Source organism: Deinococcus sp. AB2017081, from assembly GCF_034440735.1.
Taxonomy (GTDB): domain Bacteria; phylum Deinococcota; class Deinococci; order Deinococcales; family Deinococcaceae; genus Deinococcus; species Deinococcus rufus.
Genome location: NZ_CP140098.1, coordinates 1736775 through 1761495 on the forward strand (window position 1 = coordinate 1736775; position 24721 = coordinate 1761495).

The window sequence follows — 24721 nt, forward strand, 5'->3', positions numbered from 1 at the left end:
GACCGGCATGATTCCGTCCGGGGAGTGGATGTGACCATGCCGGCCACGGACGGTTCAGCGCCCCCGACCGACGTGGTGGGCTGGCGTCCCTACGGGCTGGCGCTGCTGCCCCTGGCGCTGGCGGGGGCGCTGCCCGCGTGGCAGGTGGCGGCGCTGTGCGCGGTGTACGCGCTGGGCGTGCGCTGGCCCGAGTGGGTGCAGGGCCGCCTGCTGCTGGGCGTGCTGGTGGTCGCGGGCGGAGCGGTGCTGGCGGTGCCGGGCGTCGTGGGCGGCCCACCGGAGGACGTGGTGCGTCTGGCGGTGTCCTCACTGCTGGGGCTGCTCTCGGTGGGCCTGCTGCACCTGGGGGCCGCGCGGATCGAGGAGGGCCACCGATCCGGACTGCTGGTGCCGCTGGGCCTGGGCCTGCTGGCCCCACAGGCACTGCTGCTCCCGGCCCTGGTGGGCGGCGCGGTCGCCCGCCCGGCCGAGGATGACCGACCGGCGGCGTGGCACGTCGCGCCGGGGCCGGCCGCGTGGCGCTGGGCGGGGGCGGTGCTCGTCGGGGTCACGCTGGCGGCAGCCGTGCTGCCCCGGGGGCCGTCGGTGTGGGAGGCGCTGACCCGCCCGCCACAGCCGGTCGTGGCGGCGGAGTCCGCCCCGGATTCCCCGGCTGCACCGGCACCGGCCACCCCATCCGGCCGCGCCGAGACGGCCAGTCCGGCCCGCCCCGCGCCGCCGCTGCGGCTGACCGTGAACGCTCCGCTGCTGCCGATGGAACTCGTGCTGGGAGCCGGCGTGCTGCTGGGGGCGGCCGTGCTGTGGCGGTCGCGCCCCCGCGCCGGGGGGACACCCGCCACGCTGGTCGAGACACTGATGGCCCTGGGCCTGATCGTGGGGGGCGTGGTGGGCCTGGGGGCCGTCTTCGTCCTCACGGCGTCGTCCGGCTCCGGGGGCGGCGGGGCGGCATCGGGCGGGGCGACCTCCGGGGCCACGGGCGGCCCACCTGGCAGCTTCGGCTGGGACACGCCAGGCCGCACGCTGGATCTGACCGGGCTGCTGAACGTGCTGGTGATCCTGAGCGTGCTGCTGCTCGTGGGGCTGGCGGTCGCCGCGTTCCTGGCCCGCCAGGATGATGCTGGCGTTCCAGACGACGAGCCGCCCGTGCCCGACCAACCGGAGCCGGGGGACGCTGTGCCCGCCCCCGTGCCCCTGCACCGCGTCCGGAGGGCGTGGCAGGCGGCCGAATCGGCCCTGGCCGCGACCGGCCGCACGCGGGGCGCGGCGGAGTCCCCTCAGGCCTACGCCGTCCGCGTGGGCCGGGACGTGCCCGTGCTGGCGCAGCCGCTGGCGGATCTCGTGCGCGTGTATGCCCCGGTTCGCTACGGTGGGGACGTCACGGACGCCGGCGCGGGCGTGGCCGAACGTGCCCTGACCGACCTGCGCGTGCTGATCCCCTCCCTGCCCTCTGTCCACCCGTCCCGAGGATGACCATGACCACGAACCGCACCTCCCCGCCCTTTGCTGACCGCGTCCTCCAGAACGTCGCCCGTGTGCTGGTGGGCAAGGAGGACGTGACCCGGCTGTGCCTGGCCGGCGTGCTGGCCGGCGGTCACCTGCTGCTGGAGGACGTTCCGGGCACCGGCAAGACCATGCTGGCCCGTGCCCTGGCCCGCAGCCTGGGGCTGGACTTCGCGCGCATCCAGTTCACGCCGGATCTGCTGCCCGGCGACGTGACCGGCGTCAGCGTGTACCGGCCCGCCAGCGGGGCCTTCGAGTTCGTGCCCGGCCCCATCTTCACCGGTGTCCTGCTCGCCGACGAGATCAACCGCGCCACGCCCCGCACGCAGTCCGCACTGCTGGAGGCCATGGGCGAGGGGCAGGTCACCGAGTCCGGCGTGACCCATGTCCTGCGCAAGCCCTTCGTGGTCGTTGCCACCCAGAACCCCGTCGAGCACGAGGGTACGTACCGCCTGCCCGAGGCGCAGCTCGACCGCTTCGTCCTGCGCACCTCGGTCGGCTATCCGGGGCTGGAACAGGAGGTGGAGATGCTCTCGCGGCTGCGCGGGGCCCACCCGATCACGACCCTGTCGGCAGTCGCCACGCCGGCCGACCTGCTGGACGCCCAGGCCCAGGTGCGCGAGGTACACGTCGCGCCGGATGTCCAGCGCTACGTGGCCGCGCTGGGGGCCCGCACGCGCCGGCACCCGCAGATCCTGCTGGGCACCGGGCCGCGCGCCAGTCTGGCCCTCCAGGGTGTGGCACAGGCGCTGGCATGGCTCGATGGCCGCACCTTCGTCACGCCGGACGACGTGCAGGTCGCCGCGCCCGCCGTGCTCGCCCACCGCCTGACCCTGCGGATCGAGGCCCGGCTCCAGGGGCTGGCCCCCGAGGCCGTCGTGGCCGAGGTGCTGCGCTCCGAGCCGGTGCCCGTGGAGACGGCGTCCGTGGACGACGTGCCCACCACGGCCGTCCACGCCCGCGTGCCTCCGACCCGGTGACCGCCCTGCTGGTCTGGCTGGCGGTGACCGGGATCCTGGTCGGCGTGCTGTGGCTGGCGTACCGCACGCCTCCGGCCATCGCCGTGACCCGTGACGTGCCGGGCCGGGCGTTCCAGGGCAGCCGCGTGCCGCTGGGCGTTCAGGTCACGCTGCGCAGCCGCCTGCCGCTGCGGTTCACGCTGGACGATCCCACGCCACGGGCCGTGGTGCCGGACATGCCCGTCACGCTGGTCGGGGCCGGGATCGGCGAGGTCGCGGTGGAGTTCCAGACCATGCTCGATCTGAACCGGCGCGGCGTCCACGCGTGGCCGGGAGCCACCCTGCGCTGGGCCGATCCGCTGGGCCTGTTCTGGCACGCCGTGGCGGTGCCCGCCCCCCACAGCGTGCTGGTGTATCCGGGCACGCACGGCCTGGTGCTGCCGGAACTGCTGCGCCCCCTGCTCAGCGAGGGCGGCCTGACCCGCCGCCTGGGCCTGGACGATCCCCTGGGCCAGCGTGGCGTGCGCGAGTACGTGCCCGGAGATCCGCCGGGCCGTGTCCACTGGCGGCTCACGGCCCGCACCGGCACCCTGACCGTGCGCGATCCCGAGCGCACGGCCGCGAGTTCCGTGACCGTGTACGTGGACACCGGCAGCGGCACCGACATGTCCCTGGAGAGCGCCGTGCGGCTGGCTGCCAGCATGGTGCAGGAGGCGGTGGCGCTGGAACTGCCGGTCGCGGTGGCGCTGCCCGGCAGCGTGTCTCCGGTGGGCACGGGCGCCGCCGCCGTCCAGGGCGCGCTGTATCTGCTGGCCCGGGCGGCCCTGGTGCCGGGGGAGCCCTCGATCCCTCCCACGCGCGCCGGCGGCAATCTCTTCATCCTGACGGTCCGGCCCAGCGCCGCGCTGATCACACAGGCCATGCGTGCACGGGCACACGCCAGCCGCGTGGTGATCGTGGCGCTGCCCGACGGCTACTACCTGGAACCCGGCGAGTCCCCACGCCGGCAGTGGGCGGGCCTGCCCGACGCCGTGCGCGACCTGGAACGGCAGGCCGGGGCGCTGGCCGGCGCGGGCATTCTGGTGTACATCCTGCGCGGCAACCAGAGCGTGCTCCAGATGGGCACGTAGGCAGCCACGGGCGATGAAGAACCTGCGGATGACACTGGACGACAACGACTCCAATCTATGCCGTGAACAGATCGGCATAGATTTCCATCGTTTCGTCCAGTGTTTTTCTCGTGCTCGCTTCGCTCGGGCTCGTCTACGACTCACCTGAGTGTTATGACATGAAGGAAGCGCTCATGCGGCCCGTCCGGCCCCCCTGCTACCGTGGCGCCATGACCCACGACGACGATCAGCGCCCCGCCGGCACGGCCGAGTCCGAGCACAGCGGTCAGCACACCGGCACCGAACTCAGCAATGTCGATCTGCAGTTCATGGGCCGCACCGACCAGCAGGCCGAGATCGACGCGACCGTCGAGGCCGAGAGCCGCGCGCCCGGGGAGTATCAGGAACGGGGCATGGACAAGCAGGATGTCGCCGTGGCGCAGACCATGGACGCCAGCGATCCCCCCAGCACGAACATGGGCGACGACCAGCAGTAGATCGGCTTCGCCGACTGGCCGCCACGCTGCCCCGGATCGGGGGTTCCGCCGTGGCGGCCGTATGTGTGTCAGGGGTATCGTGACGTATGGCCGACGTGTTCTCGACATCTGACAGTCCAGTTCCTGGCCGCGGCGCCCCGGAGGGTGGGTCGGCGCAGCAGCACCGTGACGCCGCTCCCCGCGCCGCCCGCGTGGCCGTGGTGACGGTGAGCGACACGCGCACCACCGAGACGGACACCAGTGGCCAGTATCTGATGGCTGAACTCCGGGCGGCCGGACACGACGTGGTCGCGTACCGCATCGTCAAGGACGACGCCGTCGAGATCCGCTCGGCGCTCGTGCAGTTCTCGCGTGAGGCGCAGATCGTGCTGTCGTCGGGCGGCACCGGCATCACGGGCCGGGACGTGACGGTGCCCGTGGTCGAGTCGCTGCTGACCAAGCCCATTCCCGGCTTCGGGGAACTGTTCCGCATGCTCAGCTACCAGCAGGTGGGCGGCGCCGCCATGCTGTCGCGGGCCGTGGGAGGACTGTGCCGGGGCGCGGTCATCTTCGCCATGCCCGGCAGCCTGAATGCCGTCAAGACCGCGTGGGAGGGTATCCTGCGCGATGAGCTGCCGCACCTGATCTTCGAGCTGGAGCGCCACGGACAGCCGGGCGTGCCTGTGACCGGGGCCGAGCCCGCGCCGGCCGAACCGGCGCCGTTGGCCCGCGTGACACTGGAGCGCCTGCCCCTGTCGCCCCTGCCCGGCGGGTTCCCGGCGGCCGGTACCGGGGGCGGCGCGGCGGCGGGTCTGGGGCGGCACAAGAAGGGTGACGGCCCGCTGTGAATCCGCTGCTGTTCCCGCTGGAGCCGCTGTATCCGGTCAGCGGTGTCCTGGCGCTGAGCATCGCGCTGATCGCCGCGTACTGGCTGCTGCGGATCGGTCGGGAGGCGCGGCGGCGCTTCGTCCCCACGGTGGCGTGGTGGACCCTGCCGGGACTGGGCATGCTGCTCGCGGCGGCCATCCTGGACATCCCGGCGCTGTTCGGGGTGGGTGCGGCCGTGCTGCTGCTCGCGGAATTCTGGCCCGGTGCCTACCGCCGCACTGCCGATCGCCCGCCCTTCGCGTGGCCGGCGGTGGGCGTGGTCATCGGTGGAGCGCTGCTCCTGAGCGTGCTCCGGGCGGAGCCGCAGCCGCTGCCGCTGGTGCTCGCACTGCTGCTGGTGCTGGCGGGGGGGGCGGGCCTGCTGGCCTCGGCGCTGTACCCCCGACCCGTCCCGGCCGCGCCGGGGTTCCTGGCGCGCTGGAACACGCCGGTGGTGCCGGAGTGGCCGGAGCTGAATGTCACGCTGTCCGAACGCGGCGCCCACCTGAAGAACGTGTCACGTGGCAAGCTGCTGCTCGCCGGGTGGTCGCCCGCCGGGGTGAACGCGTGGTACCGCGTACGCGGTGAGGATGGCCAGGTGGTGTCCGAACTGCGGGCCGGGCAGGAGGCGCTGCTGCCCGTCTCGGCGTGGGACAGCGGCATCCGCGTGTGGTACGGCGCGGCCGAGGCCCCCCGGGTCTTCCGGGCCGACTGGACACCGGCCGCACGGGCCGCCGAGCGCGTCCTGAACTGACCCGCCGGCGCCGCGCGGCGCCCGTCGGGGGCCCTGGCGTCTCCAGCGGGCGCAGGGCCTCTCACGCCACCCCGCCGGAGTGGCGGTATGGTGGCGGGATCGTGAGTCTGGTGTTCGATTGGTCTGCCCTGTCCCCCCTGACGGCCGGCCCCGGGACGGGTGGGGGACTGCGCCGCGATCCGGAGGATTTCGTGGTGCAGGAGGTGCCCCTGTACCCCCTGGCCGGCGAGGGCGACTACGTCTTCGTGGAGATCCGCAAGACCGGCCACACGACCGCGCATGTCGTCCGGATGCTGGCTGCGCAGCTCGGTCTCCGGGAACAGGAGATCGGCGTGGCGGGCCTGAAAGACCGGCATGCGGTCACGACCCAGTGGCTCAGTCTGCCCGCGAAGGCCGAGAAACGGCTGGGAGCGCTGGCCTTGGACGGGGTCGAGACCGTGCAGGTCACGCGCCACACCAACAAGCTGGCGATGGGCCACCTGCGCGGCAACCGCTTCGTGATCCGCGTGCGCGGGGCCGCCGGACAGGGAAGGCATGCCCGTGAGGTGCTGGCAGTGCTGGAGGCGCAGGGCGTGCCGAACTACTTCGGGCCGCAGCGCTTCGGCCTGGGCGGCGTGAACGCCGAGGAGGGCCTGCGGGTGCTGCGCGGCGAGTCGCGCCTGAAAGACCCGCGGGTGCGGCGCTTCCTGACCTCCAGCGTGCAGAGCATGCTCTTCAACCGGTTCCTGAGCCTGCGTCTGGAACGGGGGCTGTACGCCACGCTCCTGCGCGGAGACATGGCCAAGAAGCACGACACCGGGGGCGTGTTTCAGGTCGAGGACGCGGCGGCCGAGTCGCTGCGGGCCGGGCGCGGTGAGCTGAGTGCCACGGGCACCCTGTTCGGCCGCAAGGTGCGGCCGCTGGCCTTCGACGCGGGTGCGCTGGAGGCCGAGGCCCTGGCGGCCTTCGGCCTGTCTCCACAGGCCTTCGCGTCGCGCCGGGGCGACCGCCGTCTGACCCGCGTGTTTCTGGAGGGCGGCAGCGTGACCGACACCGACGACGGATACAGTGTGGCGTTCACGCTGCCACGCGGCAGTTTTGCCACCAGTGTGCTGCGGGAGCTCATGAAGACCGACGTCGATACGCTGGCGCCGGTGGGCGACGAGGGACTGGCCACGGACTCGCTGGCCGGAGGAGACGAGTGAAGAAACGCGCCATGTTGTGCCTGCTGCCGTGTGTGCTGCCAGGCGTCCACGCCCAGACCACGCAGAGCCTGTCAGCGGCCCTGAACCTCAAGGTGATGCACGGCGGTGCGATCGTGCAGGGCCGCGTCACCGTGCCCAAGTCGGACGATCTGGTCGGCGTGTGGAGCAGTGTCGGGCGGGGCCGGCTGATGAAGTGCGCCCCACGCTGTCAGGTCGTGACCAGCATGCCGGTGCAGGGCAGTCTGCAACTGGGCAGCGACACAGGCTACCGGGTGGTGCTGGGGGGCCAGCTGGCCCCCGGACAGAAGATCAGTCTGGTGCTGCGCCTGCGGGGCGGCCTGATCCTGAACGTGACGGCCCCGGTCGTGCGCTGAGCACCCTGCATCCCGATCCTGCGCTGCGGGCCGCGTTCCTGAGCACCTCCTACGGCCCGGCTGCCGCGCGCTTCGGGCTGCATGGCGTGCCCACCGAATGGACGCCGCCGTGGGCAGCGGGCGGCGCGCCGTGGGCGATCGTGACCGCGTGGAATCCCGGCGGACAGCGGCACCCGGACGCCGTGAACCGCCGGGCCGCGTGCCAGCTGCGCCGGGCATGGACCGGGGAGGCCGTGCCCGTCGTGAATGGAGCTGCGCCCTGGGCCGAGGAGGCCCTGCTGCTGCCGGGAGCGCGGCTCCGGGACGCCGCCGCGCTGGGGCGGCAGTTCGGGCAGGCTGCAGTGCTGTGGGGTGCGGGGGGGCGCGTGGCCGTGGTGTGGCTCGGGCCAGTGGTCGTGGAACGCTGCTGGGCGATGCCCGTCGGCCCGTATACTGGTTCCCCGTGACGACCGGTGGACAGGGCGGAATCTCACCGGTGGGGGTCTTGCCCCCGCCTGGCCCCACCTGCGTCCACCTGCCGCTGGAGGTGAGCCCGCAGGAGCTGGCCCGCTACGCTGTGGGCCTCGCCAACGCGCGGGGCGGCACCGTGCTGGTGGGCGTGGATGTGGCCCCCGAGGCCGACGGCGGCCAGCGCGATGCCGGGGAACTCCACCCGCTGATGGTCACGCACGCGATCTTCGAGCTGTCTGGAGGCCGCCTGACCGTGAATGTGCAGCACCACCGCCTGTCCGGGGGCGGGCAGGTGCTGGCGGTGTTCGTGCCGCAGGCGCCCTACGTGCTGGCCGCGCCCGACGGCAGCGTGATCGCGTGGGACGGGGCCCACCTGGTTCCGGTCACGCCGCCGGGGTCGGAACCGGTGGCCGACCAGGACTACACCGCGGTCGTGCCGCCCGACGCCTCGCTGGCCGACCTCGACCCGGCCGAGGTGGCCCGGCTGCGGGGTCTGGGCCGCCGCAGCCAGGTGACGAATCTGCCGGATCTGGAATTTCTGCAGGAGCTGGGTCTGCTGGTGCCCAGCGGGGGAGCGCTGCGGCCCACGCTGGCCGCGATCCTGCTGGCTGGAACTCCGGCAGCGCTGCGGGCGCACGTCCCCCAGGCCGAGGTCTGCTACTACCACCACGTGGACGCCGGCGTGGACTTCCATTTCCGTGAAGACCTGCTGCGGCCCATCCCGGCCCTGCTGACCCGGCTGGCCGAGCTGATCCAGGCCAGGAACCGCTTCACGCCCGTTCAGGTCGGCCTGTTCCGGATCGAGGTCTGGGATCAGGACGAGGCCGTGTACCGCGAGGCGCTGCTGAACGCCCTGACGCACCGCGAATACCGGCTGCGGGACGTGGTGCACGTGCACCACCATCCGGATCGGCTGGAGATCCTGAACCCTGGCGGCCTGCCCGGCGGCATCACGCCGGGGAACATCCTGCGCCACCAGCCCAAGCGGCGCAATCCGCTGCTGGCCGAGGTGCTCTCGCGCCTGGGGCTGGTCGAGCGGGCGGGCGTGGGCGTGGACACCATGTACTCGCTGATGCTGCGGCATGGCAAGGAACCGCCGGAGTACACCACCTACCCCGACGCCGTGACCCTGAGTCTGCACTCGCCGGGCTTCGACGCCGAGTTCGTGCGGTTCGTGGCCCGCAAGCAGGAGGAGATGCAGACGCTGTCGCTGGACATGCTGATCGTGCTGGCCCTGCTGGCGCGCGAGGGCGAGGCGACCCGCGAGACCCTGGCCCGGGCCCTGCAACTCCCGGAAGACCGCACCCCCCGCCTGCTGCGCGGCATGGAGGAGCACGGTCTGATCGGCCGCTCCGGCGTGGGGCGCGGGATCGCCTTTACCCTCAGTGCCGAGGTGCGCGAGGCCCTGGGCCGACCCGAGGTGCCCACGCCGCCAGCCCTGCCGAGGCCGCCGGAACGCCCCGTGGCCGCTCCCCGCCCGGTGCGAACCGTGGCACTGGAACCCGCCGGGCCGTCGCGCGCCGAGGTGCGGGCGATCGCGCTGGCCCTGGCCCGCGAGCGTGGCCGCGTCCGCAACGTGGATCTGCGCGAGACCTGCGGCCTGACCACCCAGCAGGCGTGGCGCACCCTGCGCGGGCTGGTGCAAGACGGCCTGCTGCGCAAGCTGGGCACCGGCACCCGGGACGCCGCCTACGAACAGACCTGAACCACCACGGGCCTGCTCCCGGAGCCGCACCGGCCCATCCGCCACGGCCGGTGCATTCCGTCTGACGCGTGTTCCAGCTCCGTGTCCTCCGGGGATCTGCCGCTCCCGACGTGATCGCGGGCGGCTCCGGAGGGGATGAGGACACGCGGCACAGTGGAGTACACCACCCGCGGCTCACCCCGGTGGAGGATGCTCATTGACACCGCCCACGGCGGGGTGTAGCCTTTTTCATACCAAACCCGTTCGATTGTGGAACCGCTTCCGAAGCAGAAGCGGGTCAGGGCTGAGCCTGACACCCACGCAGGAGGATCCATGAAGAAAGCCATCGCGCTCCTCACCCTCACCGCTGCCGTTGCCTCGGGCAGCCACGCCGGTGCTGTCACCCTCACCATCGCCTGCGGTGCGGTCGGCCAGGAACTGGAACTGTGCAAGGCGGGCGCGGCCCGCTGGGCCGCCAAGACCGGGAACACCGTTAAGGTCTTCGAGAGCCCCAACCTCACCAACGACCGCCTGGCGCTGTACCAGCAGCAGCTGGCCGCCAAGAGCAGCGACATTGACGTGTACCAGCTCGACGTCGTGTGGCCCGGTCTGCTCGCCCAGCACTTCGTCGACCTGAAGGGCAAGGTGCCTGCCGCTGAAGTCAACACGCACTTCAAGGGCATCATCGACGCCAACACCGTGGACGGCAAGCTCGTCGCCATGCCGTGGTTCACGGACGCCGGCCTGCTGTACTACCGCACGGACCTGCTGAAGAAGTACGGCTACAGCGCCGCTCCCAAGACCTGGGCCGAGCTGGCGACCATGGCCAAGAAGATCCAGGACGGCGAGCAGAAGGCCAACAAGGCCTTTGCCGGCTACGTGTGGCAGGGCAAGAACTACGAGGGCCTCACCTGCGACGCCATGGAGTGGCTGGTGTCCTTCGGCGGCGGCACCATCGTCGATTCGACCGGCAAGATCACCATCAACAACGCCAAGGCCGCCCAGGCCCTGGACACCGCCGCAAGCTGGGTCAAGACCATCAGCCCCCAGGGCGTGACCACCTACGGTGAGGAAGAGGCTCGCGGCATCTTCCAGTCCGGCAACGCCGCCTTCATGCGCAACTGGCCCTACGCCTGGGCGCTGGGGCAGGGCGCGGATTCCAAGGTCAAGGGCAAGATCGGCGTGGCCCCCCTGCCCTCGGGCGGCGCGCGCAATGCCGCGACCCTGGGTGGGTGGCAGCTGGGCGTGAGCACGTACTCCAAGAACCAGGCGGCGGCCATCGAACTCACGCGCTACCTCGCCGGCCCCGCCGAGCAGAAGATCCGCGCGATCGAGGGTGCGTACAACCCCACCATCCAGAGCCTCTACAAGGACGCCGACGTCCTGAAGGCCAACCCCTTCTTCGGCAGCCTGTACAGCGTGTTCACCTCGGCCGCTGCTCGTCCGTCCGGCCCGACCAAGAGCAAGTACAATCAGGTCTCGCAGGCCTTCAGCAGCGCCGTCAGCGACGTGCTGACCGGCAAGACCAAGGGTCAGGCTGCCGTGTCGCAGCTCGCCACGACGCTCGCCCGCATCAAGGGCAGCGGCTGGTAAACGAGCAGTCCCCTTCGCCGTCCGCGAAGTTCTCGAGGAGGGACGTCCTGATCCGGGCGTCCCTTTCTCGTCTTCAGGGTGACTGAAGGGCAGGTGGCGGCAGGGGTCGCCTGATCGGAGTATCGTTCAGCACATCACATTGCCGCCCGCCCTGCCGCATTCCCGACACGACCGCACAGGAGGCCTCCACCCATGACCACGAACGCCACTCCCCAGCCCCGCACGGTGGTCAAGACGCGGGGCATCGAGGCGTCCCGCGCCCGCACGGCCCTGTGGCTGCTGCTGCCCACATTGATCGCCATCGCCGTCGTCGCGGGGTATCCGCTGTGGCGTACCATCTTCTTTGCCTTCAAGGAGGCGAACCTCACCTCGCCCGAGACCGCTGTGAACGTGGGGCTCCACAACTTCTGGTTCACCACCGAGGACGGCATCGGCATCGGCTTCCTGCAGGATCCCAAGTGGTGGCAGGCGGTGAAGAACACCATGCTGTTCACAGTTGTGTCGGTGTTCCTGGAGACCGTGTTTGGCATGATCATCGCGCTGGTCGTGAACGGGGCCTTCAAGGGCCGCGCCTTCCTGCGCACCGCCATGCTGGTGCCGTGGGCGATCCCTACCGTCGTGTCGGCGCAGATGTGGGCCTACATGTACAACGATTCCTTCGGCCTGATCGGGCGCGGGCTGCTGGGCGGTCAGGCGCTGCTGGCCGAGCCGGACAAGGCCATCTGGGCGATGATCGCCGTGGACGTCTGGAAGACCACGTCGTTCATGGCCCTGCTGATCCTGGCGGGCCTGCAGAGCCTCCCGAGCGACATGTACGAGGCGGCCGACATGGACGGCGCGAGCAAGTGGACGCAGTTCTGGCGCATGACCCTGCCCCTGCTGCGGCCCGCGCTGCTGGTCGCGCTGGTGTTCCGCTCGCTGGACGCGCTGCGGGTGTTCGACATCATGTACGTCATGCTCGGGCCGGTGAACGCCGCGAGCACCTCCATGACCGGCTACGCCCGCCTGAACCTGATCGACAACTCGCTGCTGGGGATGGGCAGCGCGATCTCGGTGGCGATCTTCCTGATCATCATGGTGATCGTCGTCATCTACGTCACGGCGTTCCGCGTGAAGTTCGACTGAGGGGGTACGGATCATGAACCTGCAGCGCACCAATCCCGGCCTGTACTACCTCCAGCGCACCGCGTTCTACGTGCTGGTCATCGCGATCACCTTCTACCTGCTGTTCCCGTTCGTGTGGGCGGTCATCACGTCCTTCAGCAAGGGTGCGAATCTGTTCCTCACGCCCGGAGAGTTCCTGGTCGCCCCGAAGACCCTGGACAACTATGTCCAGGTGTTCGGCAACCCGGCCTTCCAGCGCGGCCTGCTGTACAGCGTGATCGCAGCGGTGGGCGCGGTGGCGATCAGCATCCTGTTCGGCTCGTTTGCCGCGTATGCACTCGGGCGCTTCCGCTTCGCCGGGAAACAGGCCGTGCTGTACATCATCCTGGCCGTCAGTGTGTTCCCGCAGATCGCCGTGCTGGGCGGCCTGTTCACGCTGATCCGTTCGGCCGGGGTGTTCAACAACCCCCTGGCACTGATCTTCTCGTACCTGATCTTCACCATCCCCTTCACGGTGTGGGTGCTCACGTCCTTCGTGCGTGACATCCCCGGCGAGCTGGAAGAGGCCGCCCTGGTGGACGGCGCGAGCCCCCTGCAGACACTGTTCCTGGTGCTGTTCCCGGTGATGATGCCCGCGCTGGTCACGACCGGCCTGCTGGCCTTCATCAACTGCTGGAACGAGTACCTCTTCGCCCTGACCTTCACGAGTTCCAACCGCACGGTGCCGGTCGTGATCGCCAACTACTCCGGCGCGTCGCAGTACGACCAGCCGTGGGGGCCGATCATGGCCGCCAGTATCGTCGTGACCGTGCCGCTGATCATTCTGGTGCTGGTCTTCCAGCGCAACATCGTGTCCGGCCTGACCGCCGGGGCCGTCAAGGGCTGACCGACGGGGTTCACAGGCAGGGCCGCTCCTCCAGTCGGGGGGCGGCCCTGATCTGTGCGCGTCAGTTCAGGCGACTCAGGGTGTGGTCAAGCGGCTCGCCGGCATAGGTCGCGGCCACGTCCTTCAGGATGCGCCTTGCTAGGGCCAGCAGGTCGTCCTCGCCGGTGGTGTCCAGGCGGAACACGCCGCCGTCGCCGTACTCGCCCTGGAAGGCGCCGTCGTAGCGCCGCACGCGCACCAGCACCTCGCACAGACCCAGGCGCAGCCACGCGGCGTGGAAGCCGCCGGTCGGGGTCGGCCGCAGGCGGTGCAGGGGATCGGGCACGACATCCAGCGTGACGTTGTTCAGGGGCAGACCCGGCCCACTGGCGCTGCGCAGAGCGTGGTACAGCGCGTGCAGGAAGGTCTCGCACGCGCGGGCCTCGGCCTGCCGCCGCTCGGCGTGCCGCTGGATGATGCCCTGGAGTTCGTCGAATTCGCTCATGGTGTCGGCTCGCTGCGTTCCCATTCGTACCACGGATGGGCCCCCTGCACGGTGACCGCTATGCTGCCCGCGTGAGTGCCACCCCACCTGCCGCCCTGTTCGTCTCCAACGGCACTGCCGAGGATCACATCGGGGCCCGGCTGGCCGGTCTGCTGGGGCCCGAGTGGGCGATTCGATCCTCGCCTCTGGTCGGCCGTGGCGGGGCCTACGCGGGCCTGTCCAACGGGGAGCGGGTGGGCCGGGTGCTCGACCTGCCCAGCGGCGGCTTTCCCTTCGGCAGTGCCGCGAACCTGCGGGCCGACCTGCGGGCCGGCCTGATCCGCGACTCGCTGGGCCAGTGGGCCGACGCCGTGCGCGGTGCCCGTGGCGCGGCCGTAGTGGTCGTCGTGGGCGATGCCTACGCCCTGATGGTCGGCACACTGGCGGCGCGGCGGGCGGGCGCGGCGCTGGTGCATGTGCAGCCGCTGCTCAGTGCCCACTATCTGGACGGCCTGGGGCTGCGCGGCACCCTGCGGGAACTGAACGCCCTGGGCGCGAACCGCCCCATGGAGTACGAACTGGCCCTGGCCCGCCGCGCCGACGCCGTGTACGTGCGGGACGCCCATACCGCCCGCTACTACACCGACCGGGGCGTCCCAGCGCGGTTCGCCGGCAGTTTCGCCATGGACGTGCTGCCCGAACCGGAACGGCCGCTGCCTCTGCGCGGTGACCGGCCCGTGCTGGCCCTGCTGCCCGGTACCAGGGGCGACCACCGCGAGAGCCTGCCGGTCATGCTGCGGGCCGCCGCTCTGTTGCCCGGCCTCCAGGCCCTGGTCGCGTGGGCCCACCCGTGGGAGGCCGTGACCCTGCCCGACGGCTGGACACTGGCCGTGCAGAGTGACCAGAGGGCCACCGCCTCTGGCGATGGGGGAGCGGTCGTGCTGCTGCGCGGCGCCTTCGGGGCGCTGGCACGGGCGGCAGACATCGCCGTCGGGACGTCCGGCACGGCCAATGAGCAGCTGGCCGGCCTGGGCGTGCCGGTCGTGGCCTTCGCCACCGCTGGCCCGCAGTACACCCCCGGCTTCGCGCGGCGGCAGGGCCGTCTGCTGGGCGACGCGCTGAGCGTGGTGCCGGCCGACCCGGCGGCCGTGGCGGGCGAGGTGCGAACCCTGCTGGCCGACGGCACGAGACGTGCCCGCGCCGCGCTGGCGGGGCTGGAACGGATCGGGCCGGCGGGGGCGCTGCCGGTCATCGCCGCCGAGATCCGCCGGCTGGCAGGGCGGTGATCAGGAACCGGGGCGGGGGCCGGCGTTCAGGGCATTGCGGGCGTTCTCCGGCAGGCTCACGCGGTCGCGGCGCAGCAGGGCGGCGCGGGGACGCCGCAGCAGCAGCGACAGGTACACGTCGGCCTGCTGCGCCAGGAACTCGCGGTAGCCGTCCTCCTGGCCGCTGCGGACACACTCCAGCGCCAGCAGGTCGAGCTGCCCTTCGAGCAGGCGCAGCGCCAGGTGTCGGGCGGCGTTGGCCCCGCTGTCGCCAATCACCTCGGCCACACTGGGGAGCCGTTCCGGGTCGCGCAACAGGCTGCGGGCGGTACGTTTCACGTTGGGGTCGGCCAGGGTCAGCGTGCACGCGCGGCAGGGCTGCTCCGCGCTGGGTTCCTCGCACACCGGGCACGGCCGCCAGCCCTGCTCCTCGCGCCACTTGCGCGCCCGGGTGATCGCCTCGGCCGCCTTCAGCGCGGCCGGGCGCAGGTCGCCCTGCACGTCCTTCACGAGTCGGCGGGCCCGCGCCTTGTCCGGAGCCGGCAGCGCCGGGGGCGGCGGGGCCATGACCGCCTCGCGCACGGGGCCGACGCTGAAGCGCAGCTCGGTCACCGAGTCGTCGCCCAGCAGCGCCCGCAGGGCCTTCAGGAAGTGGTGGCGCTGCATGGTCAGGTGGTGCGCGGTCGCGCTGTCGCGCACCTCGATGAACAGCACGCTGCCCTGCTGGGTGCGCGGCCGGGTCAGGCGGGCGATCTCCGGCCCGACCGCCTGCGGCCACGCCAGGATCGCCCGGGCCCGCCCGACCCCCCGCGCCAGCTTGGCCGTGCCCAGCGTCGCGCTCATCAGTTCCCCGATGCCACGCGGCCCGCTCAGGCGGCGTCCGCCCTGTTTGCGGTAGGGATTACTCATGCGTCCCGCTCCGCCAGCACCTCGGGCCGCCGCTCCAGCTCATCTGGCACCTCGGCGTCCGGCAACTCCCACGCGTCACCCTCGGGGGTGAAGCGTCCGGCGTGGGCACGCAGGGTCTGGGCCGCGCCCGGTGCCCGCTCGGTGCCGGTCACGATGGCCTGGGGCACGCTGGCTGCCAGATCGAGCAGGAAGGCCCGGCGGCCCGGATCGAGTTCCGCCGAGAAGTCGTCGACGAGCAGCACCGGCCGCTCGCCGAAGCGTTCGGCCAGCAGTTCCAGCTCGGCGCGGCGCAGCGCCAGGGCGATGGTGCGGCCCTCGCCCCGGCTGGCGTACTCGGTGGCCGCGAATCCGCCCAGCGTGAGCAGCAGGTCGTCGCGGTGCGGCCCGGTGACGGTGGAACCCCGGGCCAGTTCCTCGGCCTGCCGGGACGCCAGATCGGCGGCGAAGGTCTCGGGCGTGGTCGATTCCGTGAGTTCCAGGGTCAGCACCTTGCGGCTGCCCAGACCGGCGTTCGCCTCGGCGGCCAGCTCGCTGAGGCGGGTCAGGGCGCGGCGACGGAACAGCATGATCTCCGGCCCCAGCCTGACCAGGGCGTCGTCCCAGACCTGCGTGGCCCAGCTCTCGCCGCCGCGCAGGGCCGCGTTCCGCTGCGACACGGTGCGCTCGTAGCGGGCGAGCTGCTGGGCGTAGCGGGCACTGACCCGCGACAGCAGCGAGTCCAGGTAGGCCCGCCGCCCGGCCGGGGCACCGAAGACCAGTTCACTGTCCTCGGGGCGGATCCACACCGCGCTGCCACGCGGCAGGTCGCCGGCCCGCACGCGCACGCCGTCCACTTTCAGCTGGCGCCGCCCGCGCCCCAGGCCGACCTCCTGGATGCTGAGCGCCCCGGCGGACTCCAGGTCGGCGCGCACATACGCCTCCTTCTCGCCCTGCTGCACCAGCTGTTCCAGGCGGGTCACGTCGGTCAGGCCGGTCAGGGCCAGGAAGGCGGCCTCCAGCAGGTTGGTCTTGCCCGCGCCGTTCTCACCGTACACGCCGGTCACGCCCGCCGGGAACCGCAGCGTGCACGGAGCCAGGTTCCGGTAGTTCAGGGTCGAGAGCGAGTCCAGGCGCACGGGCTGCATTCTAGGCCGCGCGACGGGGGAGGACTGTCTGGGTGCTCCTCATGTCCTGGCCTGGCGGTCGTCCCTATGCTGCGGGCATGACTCCCCGGCGCGGCGACCTCGTGATCGTGACTCCCCATTCCTCCGGGCAGGTGCCGGCCGATGTGCTGCGAGACATGCTGGGCGACGCCGCGTACGACACCCCCACGCGCACGGCCTTCCTGCGCCGCCTGTTTCTGGATGGCGACCCCTATACCGATCTGATCTACGCGCTGCCCGGAGCGCGGCACATCAATGCGCCGTGGAGCCGTTTCGTGGTCGATCTGAACCGCGAGCGCGACGACCGCGTGGACAACGGCGTGATCAAGCTCGTGGATTTCACGCGCACACCGCTGTACCCGGCAGGCTTCACCCTGACCGAGGCGGCCCGTGACGCGCGGCTGCGCCGGATCTGGGATTCCTTTGACGCCCAGGTCACGGACAGCCTGCCCGGCGCCGCCCTGATGATCGTCGGGCACTGCATGGGCACGCACGGCCCCGCGCTGGGCCACGACACCGGCACCCCGCGCCCTGCCATCTGTCTGATGCCCGGCGAGGACGACGCTCCGACGGTGCCCCGCGAGCACTGGCCCGCGCTTAAAGCCGCGTGCGAGGCCGCCTTCGCGGACGTGATCGCTGCCAGTCCGTTCGAGCGCGTGACCATCGGGGAGCCGTGGCAGAGCGACACCCTGAGTGTGACCCACTCGCGGCGCAGCGGTGTACCCGCCCTGGGTATCGAGGTGAACGCGGGCCTGTACCTGGGCAGTGGGGGAGAGCCGGTGGACGGCGCCATCCGGGCCCTGAACGCGGCCTTCGCGCAGTTCGCAGACGCGGCGCTGACGCTGCTGACCTGAGTCTGGCGCCGTGTCCTACGCCTCGCGGGTCGCCAGGGCGCGGATCACGGTCAGGAGTTCCCGGGCCGCCTGCGGATCGGCCGCGTGCCGGAAGGCGTCCTCCAGCAGTGCCAGTCCCCGTGCGGCCTGGGCATGCGCGCAGTCCTGGGCCTGGGTCACGCTGCCCGAGGCCAGCAGCCACGCGTGGATGTCCGCGATCACCGCCTCGTCCTTGTCGGTTCGCCCCCGGCGCATCTGCTGCAGGAAGATGTGGCGCTGTTCCTCGGGGGCATCCTCCAGCCAGCGCAGCACGATCATGGTGCGCTTGCCCTCCAGCAGGTCGCCGCCGATCTCCTTGCCGTACTTCGCGGGGTCGCCTGCCAGGTTCAGCACGTCGTCGCGGATCTGGAACGCGGTACCCAGCGCGAGGCCCGCCTCCGTGAAGGCCGGATCCGGCTGTGCGCCTGCCGCCATCGCCCCGAGCCGCAGCGGCGAGATCACGGTGTAGTGGGCGGTCTTGAGCTCGACCATCTGCACGTAGTCCTCGGCCCGCAGGTTCCACTCGCGGTGCTCGACCCACGACAGGTCGAGGTGCTGGCCCTCGGCGGTGCGGTGGATCATGTGCAGGAACTCCGGCATGGCGCCGGGCACGCCCGAGCGCAGCACGGCCTCCCACATGTAGATGTGCAGCGCGTCCCCCGCGTTGATCGCCAGCGGAACGCCGTGCAGGCGGTGCAGCGCGGGCTTCCCGCGCCGCTCCTCGGAGTCGTCCTCGATGTCGTCGTGGATCAGCACCCAGTTCTGGAACAGCTCCAGCGCCGCCGCGAGCCACAGCGCTCCCTCGTAGGCGGGGGTGCCGGGTGCGGCGCCGTGGGCACGGGCACTGGCGAGCAGCAGTTCCGAGCGGATGCCCTTGCCGCCCCGCAGGGGATAATCGCGCAGCATGTCGGCGTAGGCCTGGAGTTCTGGCCGGGCCTCCCCCGTGGGCAGCAGAGACAGCACGCGCGACAGCAGTTCTTCCCTCATCGGGCCGCAGTCTAGCGGCTGTGCGTCTGAAATCGCCCCAGACCGTGCCGGGGGAACAATCGTGGGCCGCCGGACAGACGCGGCTGGTTCCGTCCGCCACGATCAGCTCATGAGACGCACTCTGAAACTCGCGTTGCTGGCGGTCGGGGCGGTCGCCGTGCTGGCCGCGTGTGCCCCGGCCCTGACGCCCGGCCCCGACGGGCAGACCCTGCGCCCCGCCGTGAGCGGCGAGCGGCAGACCCTGGAACTGCCGGGGTTCGGCCGCGCCGCGTACTACGCCGATCCGCGCGGCCAGGGCCGCCCCCTGATCCTCACGCCGTCCGTGAATGCCGCCGCCAGCGCCTACGAGATGAAACCGCTGTGGGACGCCTACGCCGGTACCCGGCCCGTGTACGCGCTGGAGTGGCCGGGCTTCGGCAGCAGTGACCGCCCCGACACACGCTACACCCCGGCCCTGATGACGGCCGCCCTGACGGCCCTGGTCGCCCGGCTCGGCACCGACGTGGATGTCGTGGGGCTGTCGCTGGGCAGCGAGTTCGTCGTCCGCGCCGCGCTTCAGGAGCCGCGCATCCGCACCGTGGCACTGATCAGCCCCAGCGGTCTGGGTCAGCCGCGCCCGGGCACGCAGCAGGCGAGTGCCGACGACGGCGGCCAGCGGCTGTACCGCACCCTGAACGCCGTCAGCACACCCCTGTACGGCCTGCTGCGGCTGCGCCCTGTCATCGAGTCCTTCCTGGAGCGGTCGTTCCGGGGGCCGGTCGACCAGGGCCTCGTGGACTACGGCTACGACACGGCGCGCCAGCCCGGCGCGAAGTACGCTCCCGTGTATTTCATCAGTGGACAGCTGTTCACCCCCGACGCCTACGCCGAGCTCTACAGCCGGCTGACCATCCCGGCGCTGGTGCTGTATGACCAGGATGCCTTCGTGTCCTTCGACCGCCTGTCCCTGTTCACCGCGCAGCCCGGTGTCCAGGCCGTCCGGATCCCGGAGACCGACGGCCTGCCACAGTTCGAGAAGCTGCCCGATGTCCGGGCGGCCCTGGACGCCTTCTGGGCCGCCCACCCCTGACTCCCCCTGAATCCTTGGCGTCACATCAAGGACTCATATCCGCCACATCAACGTCTGATCATCCCCTGATCACGGGTCGCCGCGCACACTGCTGGCATGACCCTTCTGTTCGCCCTGGCCGCCATTGCCCTGCCCCTCCTGCTCGCGCCGGTGCTGTATCCGGGACGTGGTCAGGATGATCTGCGCCCCGATTCCTGAACACAGTCCAGGCGTATGAACCGCGAACACGGTACCGCGGCCAGGAGTAGCGTAAGGGGTCGGGAATCCACAGCGCGTGGCGGGTCGGCCCATCGGAGGAACCGGAACTGATGCTGTCGGAAGCGGTGGATCAGGGCCAGTCACGAGGGACGGGGCCGGAGTCAGGGCACAGGAGGGGTCGCCGCCGGGCCGGTATGGCGATCCGCGTACTGCCGCTCATGGTGTTCCTGACGCCGGGCCAAATCCGCAAGACTTCCCAGGATGGTGAGCAGGACGATCAGTCCGAGCATACAGGGCTCCTCCGCGACCCAGCCTGCGCCTTCCGGGTCAGCCCGTCGTCATGGTTCAGCATGGCGAGCGCCGCCTGACAGCGGTTGGAATGGGAAGTGAGGGGCATCAGTTCAGCCCCTCACTTCCCCTGAAACCTGCTGTGGCACAGGTCGTGCGGCGGTCAGGCGGCGTGAATCCAGAGCTGCAGACGCTTCTGCCGGTCAGTCCTCGTCATCGGGCAGGTCGGCGTTCGAGTAGACGTTCTGCACGTCGTCGAGTTCCTCCAGCGCGTCAATGACGGTCAGCAGCCGCCGGGCGTCGTCACCGGCCACGGCCACGGTGTTGGTGGCGATCATGGTGATCTGGGCGCTCTCGACGGCGAAGCCTGCCCCGGTCAGGGCGTCCTGTACGGCGTACAGGTCATGCGGCGCGGTGCTGATCTCCAGGCCCTCCTCGGATTCCTGGATGTCCTCCGCGCCGTGCTCGATGGCTGTCTCCTGGGCCTGCTCGCTGGTGTCGCGGATCAGCAGCACGCCCTTCTTCTCGAACTGCCACGCCACCGAGCCGCTGTTGCCCAGGCTGCCGCCGCGCTTGTTGAACACCGCGCGGATGTCGGCCACAGTCCGGTTCACGTTGTCGGTCAGGGTCTCGATGAAGATCGCCGTGCCGCCCGGCCCGTAGCCCTCGTACGTGACCTCCTTGTACTCGGCGGCGCCCTCGGCCGCTCCCACGGCACGCTTGATGGCATTCTCGATGTTGTCGGCGGGCACCGTGTCGGTCTTGGCGGCCGCGATGGCGTTTTTCAGGCTCAGGTTGCCGGCCGGATCGCCGCTGCCGCCGGATCGCACGGCGGCCTGGATGGCACGGATGTGCTTGGAGTACATCGCGCTGCGTTTCTTGTCGTTCGCGCCCTTCTTGCGCTTGATCTGCGCCCACTTGCTGTGACCGGCCATGTTTCAGAACACTCCTTGCAGGGTGATCGCGCCTGACCCCGTGTGGGGCGGCGCGTGACGGCGGACATTCTAGCGTGCCGGGTCTGGTGCGGCTCCAGGGTTCGCGGGCACGGTCGGTGTCACAGCAGGGTTCAGGGGGAGTGAGGAGTTCCCTCACTCCTCCTGAACCGAGCGGAGCGAGGGACGGACACAGCAGCGGTTGGACGTGGAAGGGAGGGGCATCAGTACTGAACACCGCTGTCAGTGGCGCGTCGCCGGATCCCACTGGCCCCACAGCCCGCCGCCGCTCACTGCTGCGCGATGCTGCGGTCTCCGATCACCAGATGCAGGTCGCCCACGCCCGGCGCGGTGACCGTCGCGTGCCGCCCGACGATCGCCCGCGTGAGCGGCCGCTCCGGGTGCAGGATCCGGGCGAAGTCGTCGATCAGGCTGTCCGTGACGGTGGCACCGTGGATCCGGGCATGGGCCCCGACGCTGACGTTCGGCCCCAGCGTGGAGCCCCGGATGCTGGCATGGGGCCCGATCCACAGCGGGCCGGTCAGGTCGCTGTCCTGCACGCTCGCGCCAGGTTCGACCACCACCAGACCGCGCAGATCGCTGCTCAGGACGCGGCCCTCTACCCGGCCCGTGAGCTGGCCCAGGAAGTACGTGTTGGCGACCAGCAGGTCGGCCGGGGCGCCGGCGTCGCTCCAGAACCCCCCGAATTCCACGGCCCGCACGGTACCCCCGCGCGCCACCAGGGCCATGATCGCCTGCGGGAACTCCAGTTCGCCCCGCGTGCTGGGCAGCAGGGCGGCCACGTCGTCCAGCAGATCCGGATGAAATGCGAACACACCGCACGCGGCCAGATCGCTCTCGGGGTGCAGCGGCTTCTCGACCACGCGGAGCAGGCGGCCATGCTCGACCACCGCCACGCCGTAGGCCTGTGGATTCGGCACGCGCTTGACCCCGACCACGGCGTCCGCACCGTCCTCCAGCGCGGTTCGCAGGGGCAGCAGGCTGTCCTGGAAGAGGTTGTCGCCCAGGTACAGCAGCGTGGGCCGGTCGGCCAGGAACTCGCGCGCCGCCAGGACGGCGTGTCCGGTGCCCAGGGCCTCGCGCTGCTGGATGAAGTGCACCGGTCCCAGGTGCTGCGTCGCGTCGCGCAGATCCTGCTCGCTGGCCGGACTGACGACCACCCCGATGCGCTCCACACCGGCCTGCCGCAGCGCCGCCACCGCACGGGCGATGATGGGCACACCGGCCACCGGCACCGCGTGCTTGGGGCGCGTGGCACTGACGGGCAGCAGGCGGCTGCCACGTCCGGCGGCGAGAATCAGACCATTCATGAAATCGGTCGCACTATAGCTGCCCAGCATGAGGGCCGCACGGGCGGAATGTCCGCCACGACCTCGGCACCAAAACCACCTTCCGGCATCACCGGCGCAGCGCGTCCTCCAGCGCGTCCATGAAGTCGTCCTCGGCGTCCAGCCACGGGTAGTGGCCGGCGTCCAGCACCGTCACGTCGCCGTCGGCGAGATCTGCCACGTACTGCACCTGCTCCGGGTAGGAACTGCGGTCGTGGGCCCCCGCGATCACGTACACCGGCCGGCGCAGCTCGGTCAGGAAGGGCGCATACTCGAACTCCCACAGCCCCTGGTTCACCAGCGCCTGCTGCACCTCGCCGCCGCCGACGAGCTGGCCCTCGGCGTCGAGGAACTCCAGGCGCATGCGGCTGGCGGCGTCCTTGAAGTGCAGGGCGTTCAGCAGATCCCGGGCGTTCAGCAGCGCGAAGGCCTGCTCGATCCGGGCCGCTCCCACCTGGGGATGCTGGCCGTCCGGGGTCTGCGCCCGCAGGTTGGCCGCCGGATCGTCCAGCGCCACACCGCGCCGGGCGCTGGCCTCGGACAGCAGCGTCAGGGCGAGTTCCGGGAAATGCACCCAGGGGTTCACGGCGATCACCCGCTCGGTCCGGGTGGGGTGGCGCCGAGCATACTCCAGCGCCACCAGTGCGCCGAAGCCGTGCCCCAGTGGCACGATCCGTTCGGCACCGAGGAACTCGCGCAGCGCCTCGATGTCCTCGACCAGCGTGTCCAGATCCAGGGTGTCCTCGCCCTGCTCGGTCTCGGACAGCGGCCCGCTGCGGCCGGCGCCGCGCTGGTCGAGGTACACCGTGCGGCGCGGCATGCGCTCGGCGACCATCGCCTGGAACGAGTAGGCGTTGTAGCCCGGCCCACCGTGCAGGAAGACGACCGGGGCGTCGCCATGGTCGTCGCCGGACACCTCGAAATACAGGTCGGCCCCGTTCAGGTGCTCGTGGTGTACGTCGGCGTCCAGCGGCAGCACGGTGTCCAGGTCTGTGTCCGGTGGGGGGGTGGTGTGGTCACGGTCTGGAGCGTCCGGGGTCATGCGGCCATTCTAGGGAGTGTCCTGCGCTGGACGCCGGGCGGGCACGCTACCCTGCCGCCATGTCCAGTCCCGATTCCAGCGCTCCTCAGGGCATCGCATTCACGCTGGACGGTGTGGACGACCTGGGGTTCGCCCGCATCCTGAACGACGTGATGCACGACGCCGCGTTCGGCCGGCCGCTCCAGATCCAGGCCCAGGAACCCCGCACCGGATCTGCCGCCCGCCTGACCGTCGTGTTCCAGCCCGAACACCGCCAGGTGGCCGTGGACGCCATGCAGCGCCTGAAGACCATCCTGCTGCGCCACGGCGTACAGGTGGATTCCATCTCCGTGCCCGGCAGGGACGCCAGGAACCGTCATGAATGACCGGCGGCACAGCTGATTTCCTCGTCAGGCCGGCACTGCGGCTGTTAAGAGAGCCTAAATCACGGCTGGGACTGCGCTCCCGACGTGGCCCCTACGATTGGCAAAACTGATGGTGCGTCACGGGGTGAAGGGAAGCGGATCAGGATGTCACCAGTCCTGGTGTGTGGAAGGGCCTTCGGATGCTGCCCCAAAGGAGAAACACGGGCACTTATGGAGCAGAGAATCCTACTGATCGAGGACAATCCCGACATCACCCGGGTCGTCCAGTATGAACTGGAACAGGCCGGCTACAACGTCCTGAGCGCGCCGGACGGTGTCACCGGTCTCACGGCCGCCCGTGAAAGCACCCCGGATCTGGTGATTCTCGATCTCGGCCTGCCGGATCTGGACGGCGCGGAGATTGCCCGGCGCCTGCGCAAGACCAGCAGCGTGCCGATCATCATCCTGACGGCCATGGACGCGGTCGACCGCAAGGTCAACCTGCTGGAGGCGGGCGCGGACGACTACATGACCAAGCCCTTCCATCCCGAGGAACTCGTTGCCCGCGTGAAGGTGCAGCTCCGGCACCAGCAGCACGGCGAGGTCATCTCGATCGGGGCGCTGGAGATCCATCCGCAGAAGCGGCTGTGCCACTACAACGGCCACGAGGTGCGGCTGTCGCCGAAGGAATTCGATCTGCTGACCTTCCTGGCCCGCCAGCCGGGCCGCGTGTATTCGCGCCAGGAGATCGAGCGCGAGGTCTGGAACGGCGAACTGCCCAGCAACAGCAACGTTGTGGACGTTCACATGGCCAACATGCGGGCCAAGCTCCGCGACCTCGACGGCTACGGGATCATCCGCACGGTGCGTGGGATCGGCTACGCCCTGAAGACGCCCTGACCCCCGAACAGGGATACTGGC

At 71.0% G+C, this 24721-nt stretch carries 26 protein-coding genes; 18 read left to right on the plus strand and 8 right to left on the minus strand.

What is annotated here, in order from left to right:
• Positions 1-36 precede the first annotated feature (36 nt).
• From U2P90_RS08400 to U2P90_RS08460, 13 genes are all read left to right on the plus strand, one after another.
• A complete protein-coding gene (locus U2P90_RS08400; RefSeq protein WP_322474560.1) occupies positions 37-1470 on the plus strand; it encodes a DUF4129 domain-containing protein in 1434 nt (477 codons plus the stop codon).
• Complete coding sequence (locus U2P90_RS08405) at positions 1467-2480, plus strand: AAA family ATPase (protein ID WP_380103479.1); 1014 nt, start codon at positions 1467-1469, stop codon at positions 2478-2480. The genes U2P90_RS08400 and U2P90_RS08405 overlap by 4 nt, the downstream gene beginning before the upstream one ends.
• Positions 2477-3589: a DUF58 domain-containing protein gene (locus U2P90_RS08410; RefSeq protein ID WP_322474562.1), complete on the plus strand. Its 1113-nt coding sequence runs from the start codon at positions 2477-2479 to the stop codon at positions 3587-3589. Before U2P90_RS08405 ends, U2P90_RS08410 begins: the two co-directional genes overlap by 4 nt.
• Positions 3590-3798: 209 nt before the next feature.
• The gene (locus U2P90_RS08415; RefSeq protein ID WP_295818118.1) at positions 3799-4065 is read left to right on the plus strand and encodes an M-like protein; all 267 of its coding nucleotides are present in this window, start codon (positions 3799-3801) and stop codon (positions 4063-4065) included.
• An 86-nt stretch (positions 4066-4151) separates the two neighbouring features.
• Positions 4152-4892 carry a MogA/MoaB family molybdenum cofactor biosynthesis protein gene (locus U2P90_RS08420; RefSeq protein ID WP_322474563.1) on the plus strand — a complete coding sequence of 247 codons (741 nt, stop codon included), beginning with the start codon at positions 4152-4154 and terminating at the stop codon, positions 4890-4892.
• On the plus strand, positions 4889-5665 hold the full coding sequence (locus tag U2P90_RS08425; protein WP_322474564.1) for a hypothetical protein: 777 nt from the start codon (positions 4889-4891) through the stop codon (positions 5663-5665). Before U2P90_RS08420 ends, U2P90_RS08425 begins: the two co-directional genes overlap by 4 nt.
• Before the next feature lie 101 nt (positions 5666-5766).
• The gene (gene truD / locus U2P90_RS08430; RefSeq protein WP_322474565.1) at positions 5767-6849 is read left to right on the plus strand and encodes a tRNA pseudouridine(13) synthase TruD; all 1083 of its coding nucleotides are present in this window, start codon (positions 5767-5769) and stop codon (positions 6847-6849) included.
• On the plus strand, positions 6846-7223 hold the full coding sequence (locus tag U2P90_RS08435; protein WP_295818109.1) for a hypothetical protein: 378 nt from the start codon (positions 6846-6848) through the stop codon (positions 7221-7223). The genes truD and U2P90_RS08435 overlap by 4 nt, the downstream gene beginning before the upstream one ends.
• 86 nt (positions 7224-7309) lie before the next feature.
• Positions 7310-7669, plus strand: coding sequence for a DUF3293 domain-containing protein (locus tag U2P90_RS08440; RefSeq protein WP_322474566.1), 360 nt, complete (start codon positions 7310-7312; stop codon positions 7667-7669).
• Complete coding sequence (locus U2P90_RS08445) at positions 7666-9378, plus strand: helix-turn-helix domain-containing protein (RefSeq protein WP_322474567.1); 1713 nt, start codon at positions 7666-7668, stop codon at positions 9376-9378. The genes U2P90_RS08440 and U2P90_RS08445 overlap by 4 nt, the downstream gene beginning before the upstream one ends.
• A gap of 312 nt (positions 9379-9690) precedes the next feature.
• The gene (locus U2P90_RS08450; RefSeq protein ID WP_322474568.1) at positions 9691-10950 is read left to right on the plus strand and encodes an ABC transporter substrate-binding protein; all 1260 of its coding nucleotides are present in this window, start codon (positions 9691-9693) and stop codon (positions 10948-10950) included.
• Positions 10951-11142: 192 nt separating this feature from the next.
• The gene (locus U2P90_RS08455) at positions 11143-12075 is read left to right on the plus strand and encodes a carbohydrate ABC transporter permease (RefSeq protein ID WP_295821449.1); all 933 of its coding nucleotides are present in this window, start codon (positions 11143-11145) and stop codon (positions 12073-12075) included.
• A gap of 13 nt (positions 12076-12088) precedes the next feature.
• On the plus strand, positions 12089-12940 hold the full coding sequence (locus U2P90_RS08460) for a carbohydrate ABC transporter permease (protein WP_295821447.1): 852 nt from the start codon (positions 12089-12091) through the stop codon (positions 12938-12940).
• 61 nt (positions 12941-13001) lie between these two features.
• Here U2P90_RS08460 and U2P90_RS08465 read toward each other — a convergent pair whose 3' ends face one another.
• A complete protein-coding gene (locus tag U2P90_RS08465; RefSeq protein ID WP_322474569.1) occupies positions 13002-13424 on the minus strand; it encodes a hypothetical protein in 423 nt (140 codons plus the stop codon).
• Positions 13425-13495: 71 nt separating this feature from the next.
• Here U2P90_RS08465 and U2P90_RS08470 point away from each other — a divergent pair, with 71 nt between their 5' ends.
• The gene (locus tag U2P90_RS08470) at positions 13496-14689 is read left to right on the plus strand and encodes a lipid-A-disaccharide synthase-related protein (RefSeq protein ID WP_322474570.1); all 1194 of its coding nucleotides are present in this window, start codon (positions 13496-13498) and stop codon (positions 14687-14689) included.
• Here the strand turns inward: U2P90_RS08470 and U2P90_RS08475 are convergent, their stop codons facing one another.
• On the minus strand, positions 14690-15577 hold the full coding sequence (locus U2P90_RS08475; RefSeq protein WP_322474571.1) for a DUF721 domain-containing protein: 888 nt from the start codon (positions 15575-15577) through the stop codon (positions 14690-14692).
• The gene (gene recF, locus U2P90_RS08480) at positions 15574-16701 is read right to left on the minus strand and encodes a DNA replication/repair protein RecF (RefSeq protein ID WP_295821439.1); all 1128 of its coding nucleotides are present in this window, start codon (positions 16699-16701) and stop codon (positions 15574-15576) included. Before recF ends, U2P90_RS08475 begins: the two co-directional genes overlap by 4 nt.
• A 77-nt stretch (positions 16702-16778) precedes the next feature.
• Between recF and U2P90_RS08485 the strand changes: the two genes are divergently transcribed.
• Positions 16779-17573, plus strand: coding sequence for an N-formylglutamate amidohydrolase (locus U2P90_RS08485; RefSeq protein WP_322474572.1), 795 nt, complete (start codon positions 16779-16781; stop codon positions 17571-17573).
• Positions 17574-17588: 15 nt separating this feature from the next.
• On the opposite strand, the gene U2P90_RS08490 is transcribed toward U2P90_RS08485, so the two are convergent.
• A complete protein-coding gene (locus U2P90_RS08490) occupies positions 17589-18578 on the minus strand; it encodes a polyprenyl synthetase family protein (RefSeq protein ID WP_322474573.1) in 990 nt (329 codons plus the stop codon).
• Between the two features lie 109 nt (positions 18579-18687).
• On the opposite strand from U2P90_RS08490, the gene U2P90_RS08495 reads away from it, so the two are divergent.
• Positions 18688-19647, plus strand: a complete 960-nt coding sequence (locus tag U2P90_RS08495) for an alpha/beta fold hydrolase (protein WP_322474574.1) — start codon at positions 18688-18690, stop codon at positions 19645-19647.
• A gap of 359 nt (positions 19648-20006) precedes the next feature.
• Here U2P90_RS08495 and U2P90_RS08500 read toward each other — a convergent pair whose 3' ends face one another.
• The 4 genes from U2P90_RS08500 to U2P90_RS08515 all read right to left on the minus strand — a co-directional run bounded on the left by U2P90_RS08500 (position 20007) and on the right by U2P90_RS08515 (position 23456).
• Entirely contained in the window at positions 20007-20135 is a 129-nt protein-coding gene (locus tag U2P90_RS08500; protein ID WP_295821430.1) for a hypothetical protein, read from the minus strand.
• 201 nt (positions 20136-20336) lie between these two features.
• The gene (locus U2P90_RS08505; RefSeq protein WP_295821428.1) at positions 20337-21068 is read right to left on the minus strand and encodes a YebC/PmpR family DNA-binding transcriptional regulator; all 732 of its coding nucleotides are present in this window, start codon (positions 21066-21068) and stop codon (positions 20337-20339) included.
• A gap of 287 nt (positions 21069-21355) precedes the next feature.
• On the minus strand, positions 21356-22396 hold the full coding sequence (locus U2P90_RS08510; RefSeq protein ID WP_322474575.1) for a sugar phosphate nucleotidyltransferase: 1041 nt from the start codon (positions 22394-22396) through the stop codon (positions 21356-21358).
• 88 nt (positions 22397-22484) lie between these two features.
• Positions 22485-23456, minus strand: coding sequence for an alpha/beta fold hydrolase (locus tag U2P90_RS08515; protein WP_322474576.1), 972 nt, complete (start codon positions 23454-23456; stop codon positions 22485-22487).
• 59 nt (positions 23457-23515) lie between these two features.
• Between U2P90_RS08515 and U2P90_RS08520 the strand changes: the two genes are divergently transcribed.
• Positions 23516-23821, plus strand: a complete 306-nt coding sequence (locus tag U2P90_RS08520; RefSeq protein WP_322474577.1) for a hypothetical protein — start codon at positions 23516-23518, stop codon at positions 23819-23821.
• A 210-nt stretch (positions 23822-24031) separates the two neighbouring features.
• The gene (locus U2P90_RS08525) at positions 24032-24700 is read left to right on the plus strand and encodes a response regulator transcription factor (protein WP_295821175.1); all 669 of its coding nucleotides are present in this window, start codon (positions 24032-24034) and stop codon (positions 24698-24700) included.
• Positions 24701-24721 lie beyond the last annotated feature (21 nt).

What these genes read in the sequence shown, in the direction of transcription:
- U2P90_RS08460 (WP_295821447.1), top strand. Translation starts at nt 12,089, where the DNA reads ATGAACCTGCAGCGCACCAATCCCGGCCTGTACTACCTCCAGCGCACC.
- U2P90_RS08455 (WP_295821449.1), top strand. Translation starts at nt 11,143, where the DNA reads ATGACCACGAACGCCACTCCCCAGCCCCGCACGGTGGTCAAGACGCGG.
- U2P90_RS08420 (WP_322474563.1), top strand. Translation starts at nt 4,152, where the DNA reads ATGGCCGACGTGTTCTCGACATCTGACAGTCCAGTTCCTGGCCGCGGC.
- U2P90_RS08515 (WP_322474576.1), bottom strand. Translation starts at nt 23,456, where the DNA reads ATGACCCCGGACGCTCCAGACCGTGACCACACCACCCCCCCACCGGAC.
- U2P90_RS08465 (WP_322474569.1), bottom strand. Translation starts at nt 13,424, where the DNA reads ATGAGCGAATTCGACGAACTCCAGGGCATCATCCAGCGGCACGCCGAG.
- U2P90_RS08525 (WP_295821175.1), top strand. Translation starts at nt 24,032, where the DNA reads ATGGAGCAGAGAATCCTACTGATCGAGGACAATCCCGACATCACCCGG.
- U2P90_RS08475 (WP_322474571.1), bottom strand. Translation starts at nt 15,577, where the DNA reads ATGAGTAATCCCTACCGCAAACAGGGCGGACGCCGCCTGAGCGGGCCG.
- U2P90_RS08485 (WP_322474572.1), top strand. Translation starts at nt 16,779, where the DNA reads ATGACTCCCCGGCGCGGCGACCTCGTGATCGTGACTCCCCATTCCTCC.
- recF (WP_295821439.1), bottom strand. Translation starts at nt 16,701, where the DNA reads ATGCAGCCCGTGCGCCTGGACTCGCTCTCGACCCTGAACTACCGGAAC.
- U2P90_RS08405 (WP_380103479.1), top strand. Translation starts at nt 1,467, where the DNA reads ATGACCATGACCACGAACCGCACCTCCCCGCCCTTTGCTGACCGCGTC.
- U2P90_RS08415 (WP_295818118.1), top strand. Translation starts at nt 3,799, where the DNA reads ATGACCCACGACGACGATCAGCGCCCCGCCGGCACGGCCGAGTCCGAG.
- U2P90_RS08490 (WP_322474573.1), bottom strand. Translation starts at nt 18,578, where the DNA reads ATGAGGGAAGAACTGCTGTCGCGCGTGCTGTCTCTGCTGCCCACGGGG.
- U2P90_RS08510 (WP_322474575.1), bottom strand. Translation starts at nt 22,396, where the DNA reads ATGAATGGTCTGATTCTCGCCGCCGGACGTGGCAGCCGCCTGCTGCCC.
- U2P90_RS08400 (WP_322474560.1), top strand. Translation starts at nt 37, where the DNA reads ATGCCGGCCACGGACGGTTCAGCGCCCCCGACCGACGTGGTGGGCTGG.
- U2P90_RS08450 (WP_322474568.1), top strand. Translation starts at nt 9,691, where the DNA reads ATGAAGAAAGCCATCGCGCTCCTCACCCTCACCGCTGCCGTTGCCTCG.
- U2P90_RS08520 (WP_322474577.1), top strand. Translation starts at nt 23,516, where the DNA reads ATGTCCAGTCCCGATTCCAGCGCTCCTCAGGGCATCGCATTCACGCTG.
- U2P90_RS08495 (WP_322474574.1), top strand. Translation starts at nt 18,688, where the DNA reads ATGAGACGCACTCTGAAACTCGCGTTGCTGGCGGTCGGGGCGGTCGCC.
- U2P90_RS08505 (WP_295821428.1), bottom strand. Translation starts at nt 21,068, where the DNA reads ATGGCCGGTCACAGCAAGTGGGCGCAGATCAAGCGCAAGAAGGGCGCG.
- U2P90_RS08500 (WP_295821430.1), bottom strand. Translation starts at nt 20,135, where the DNA reads ATGCTCGGACTGATCGTCCTGCTCACCATCCTGGGAAGTCTTGCGGAT.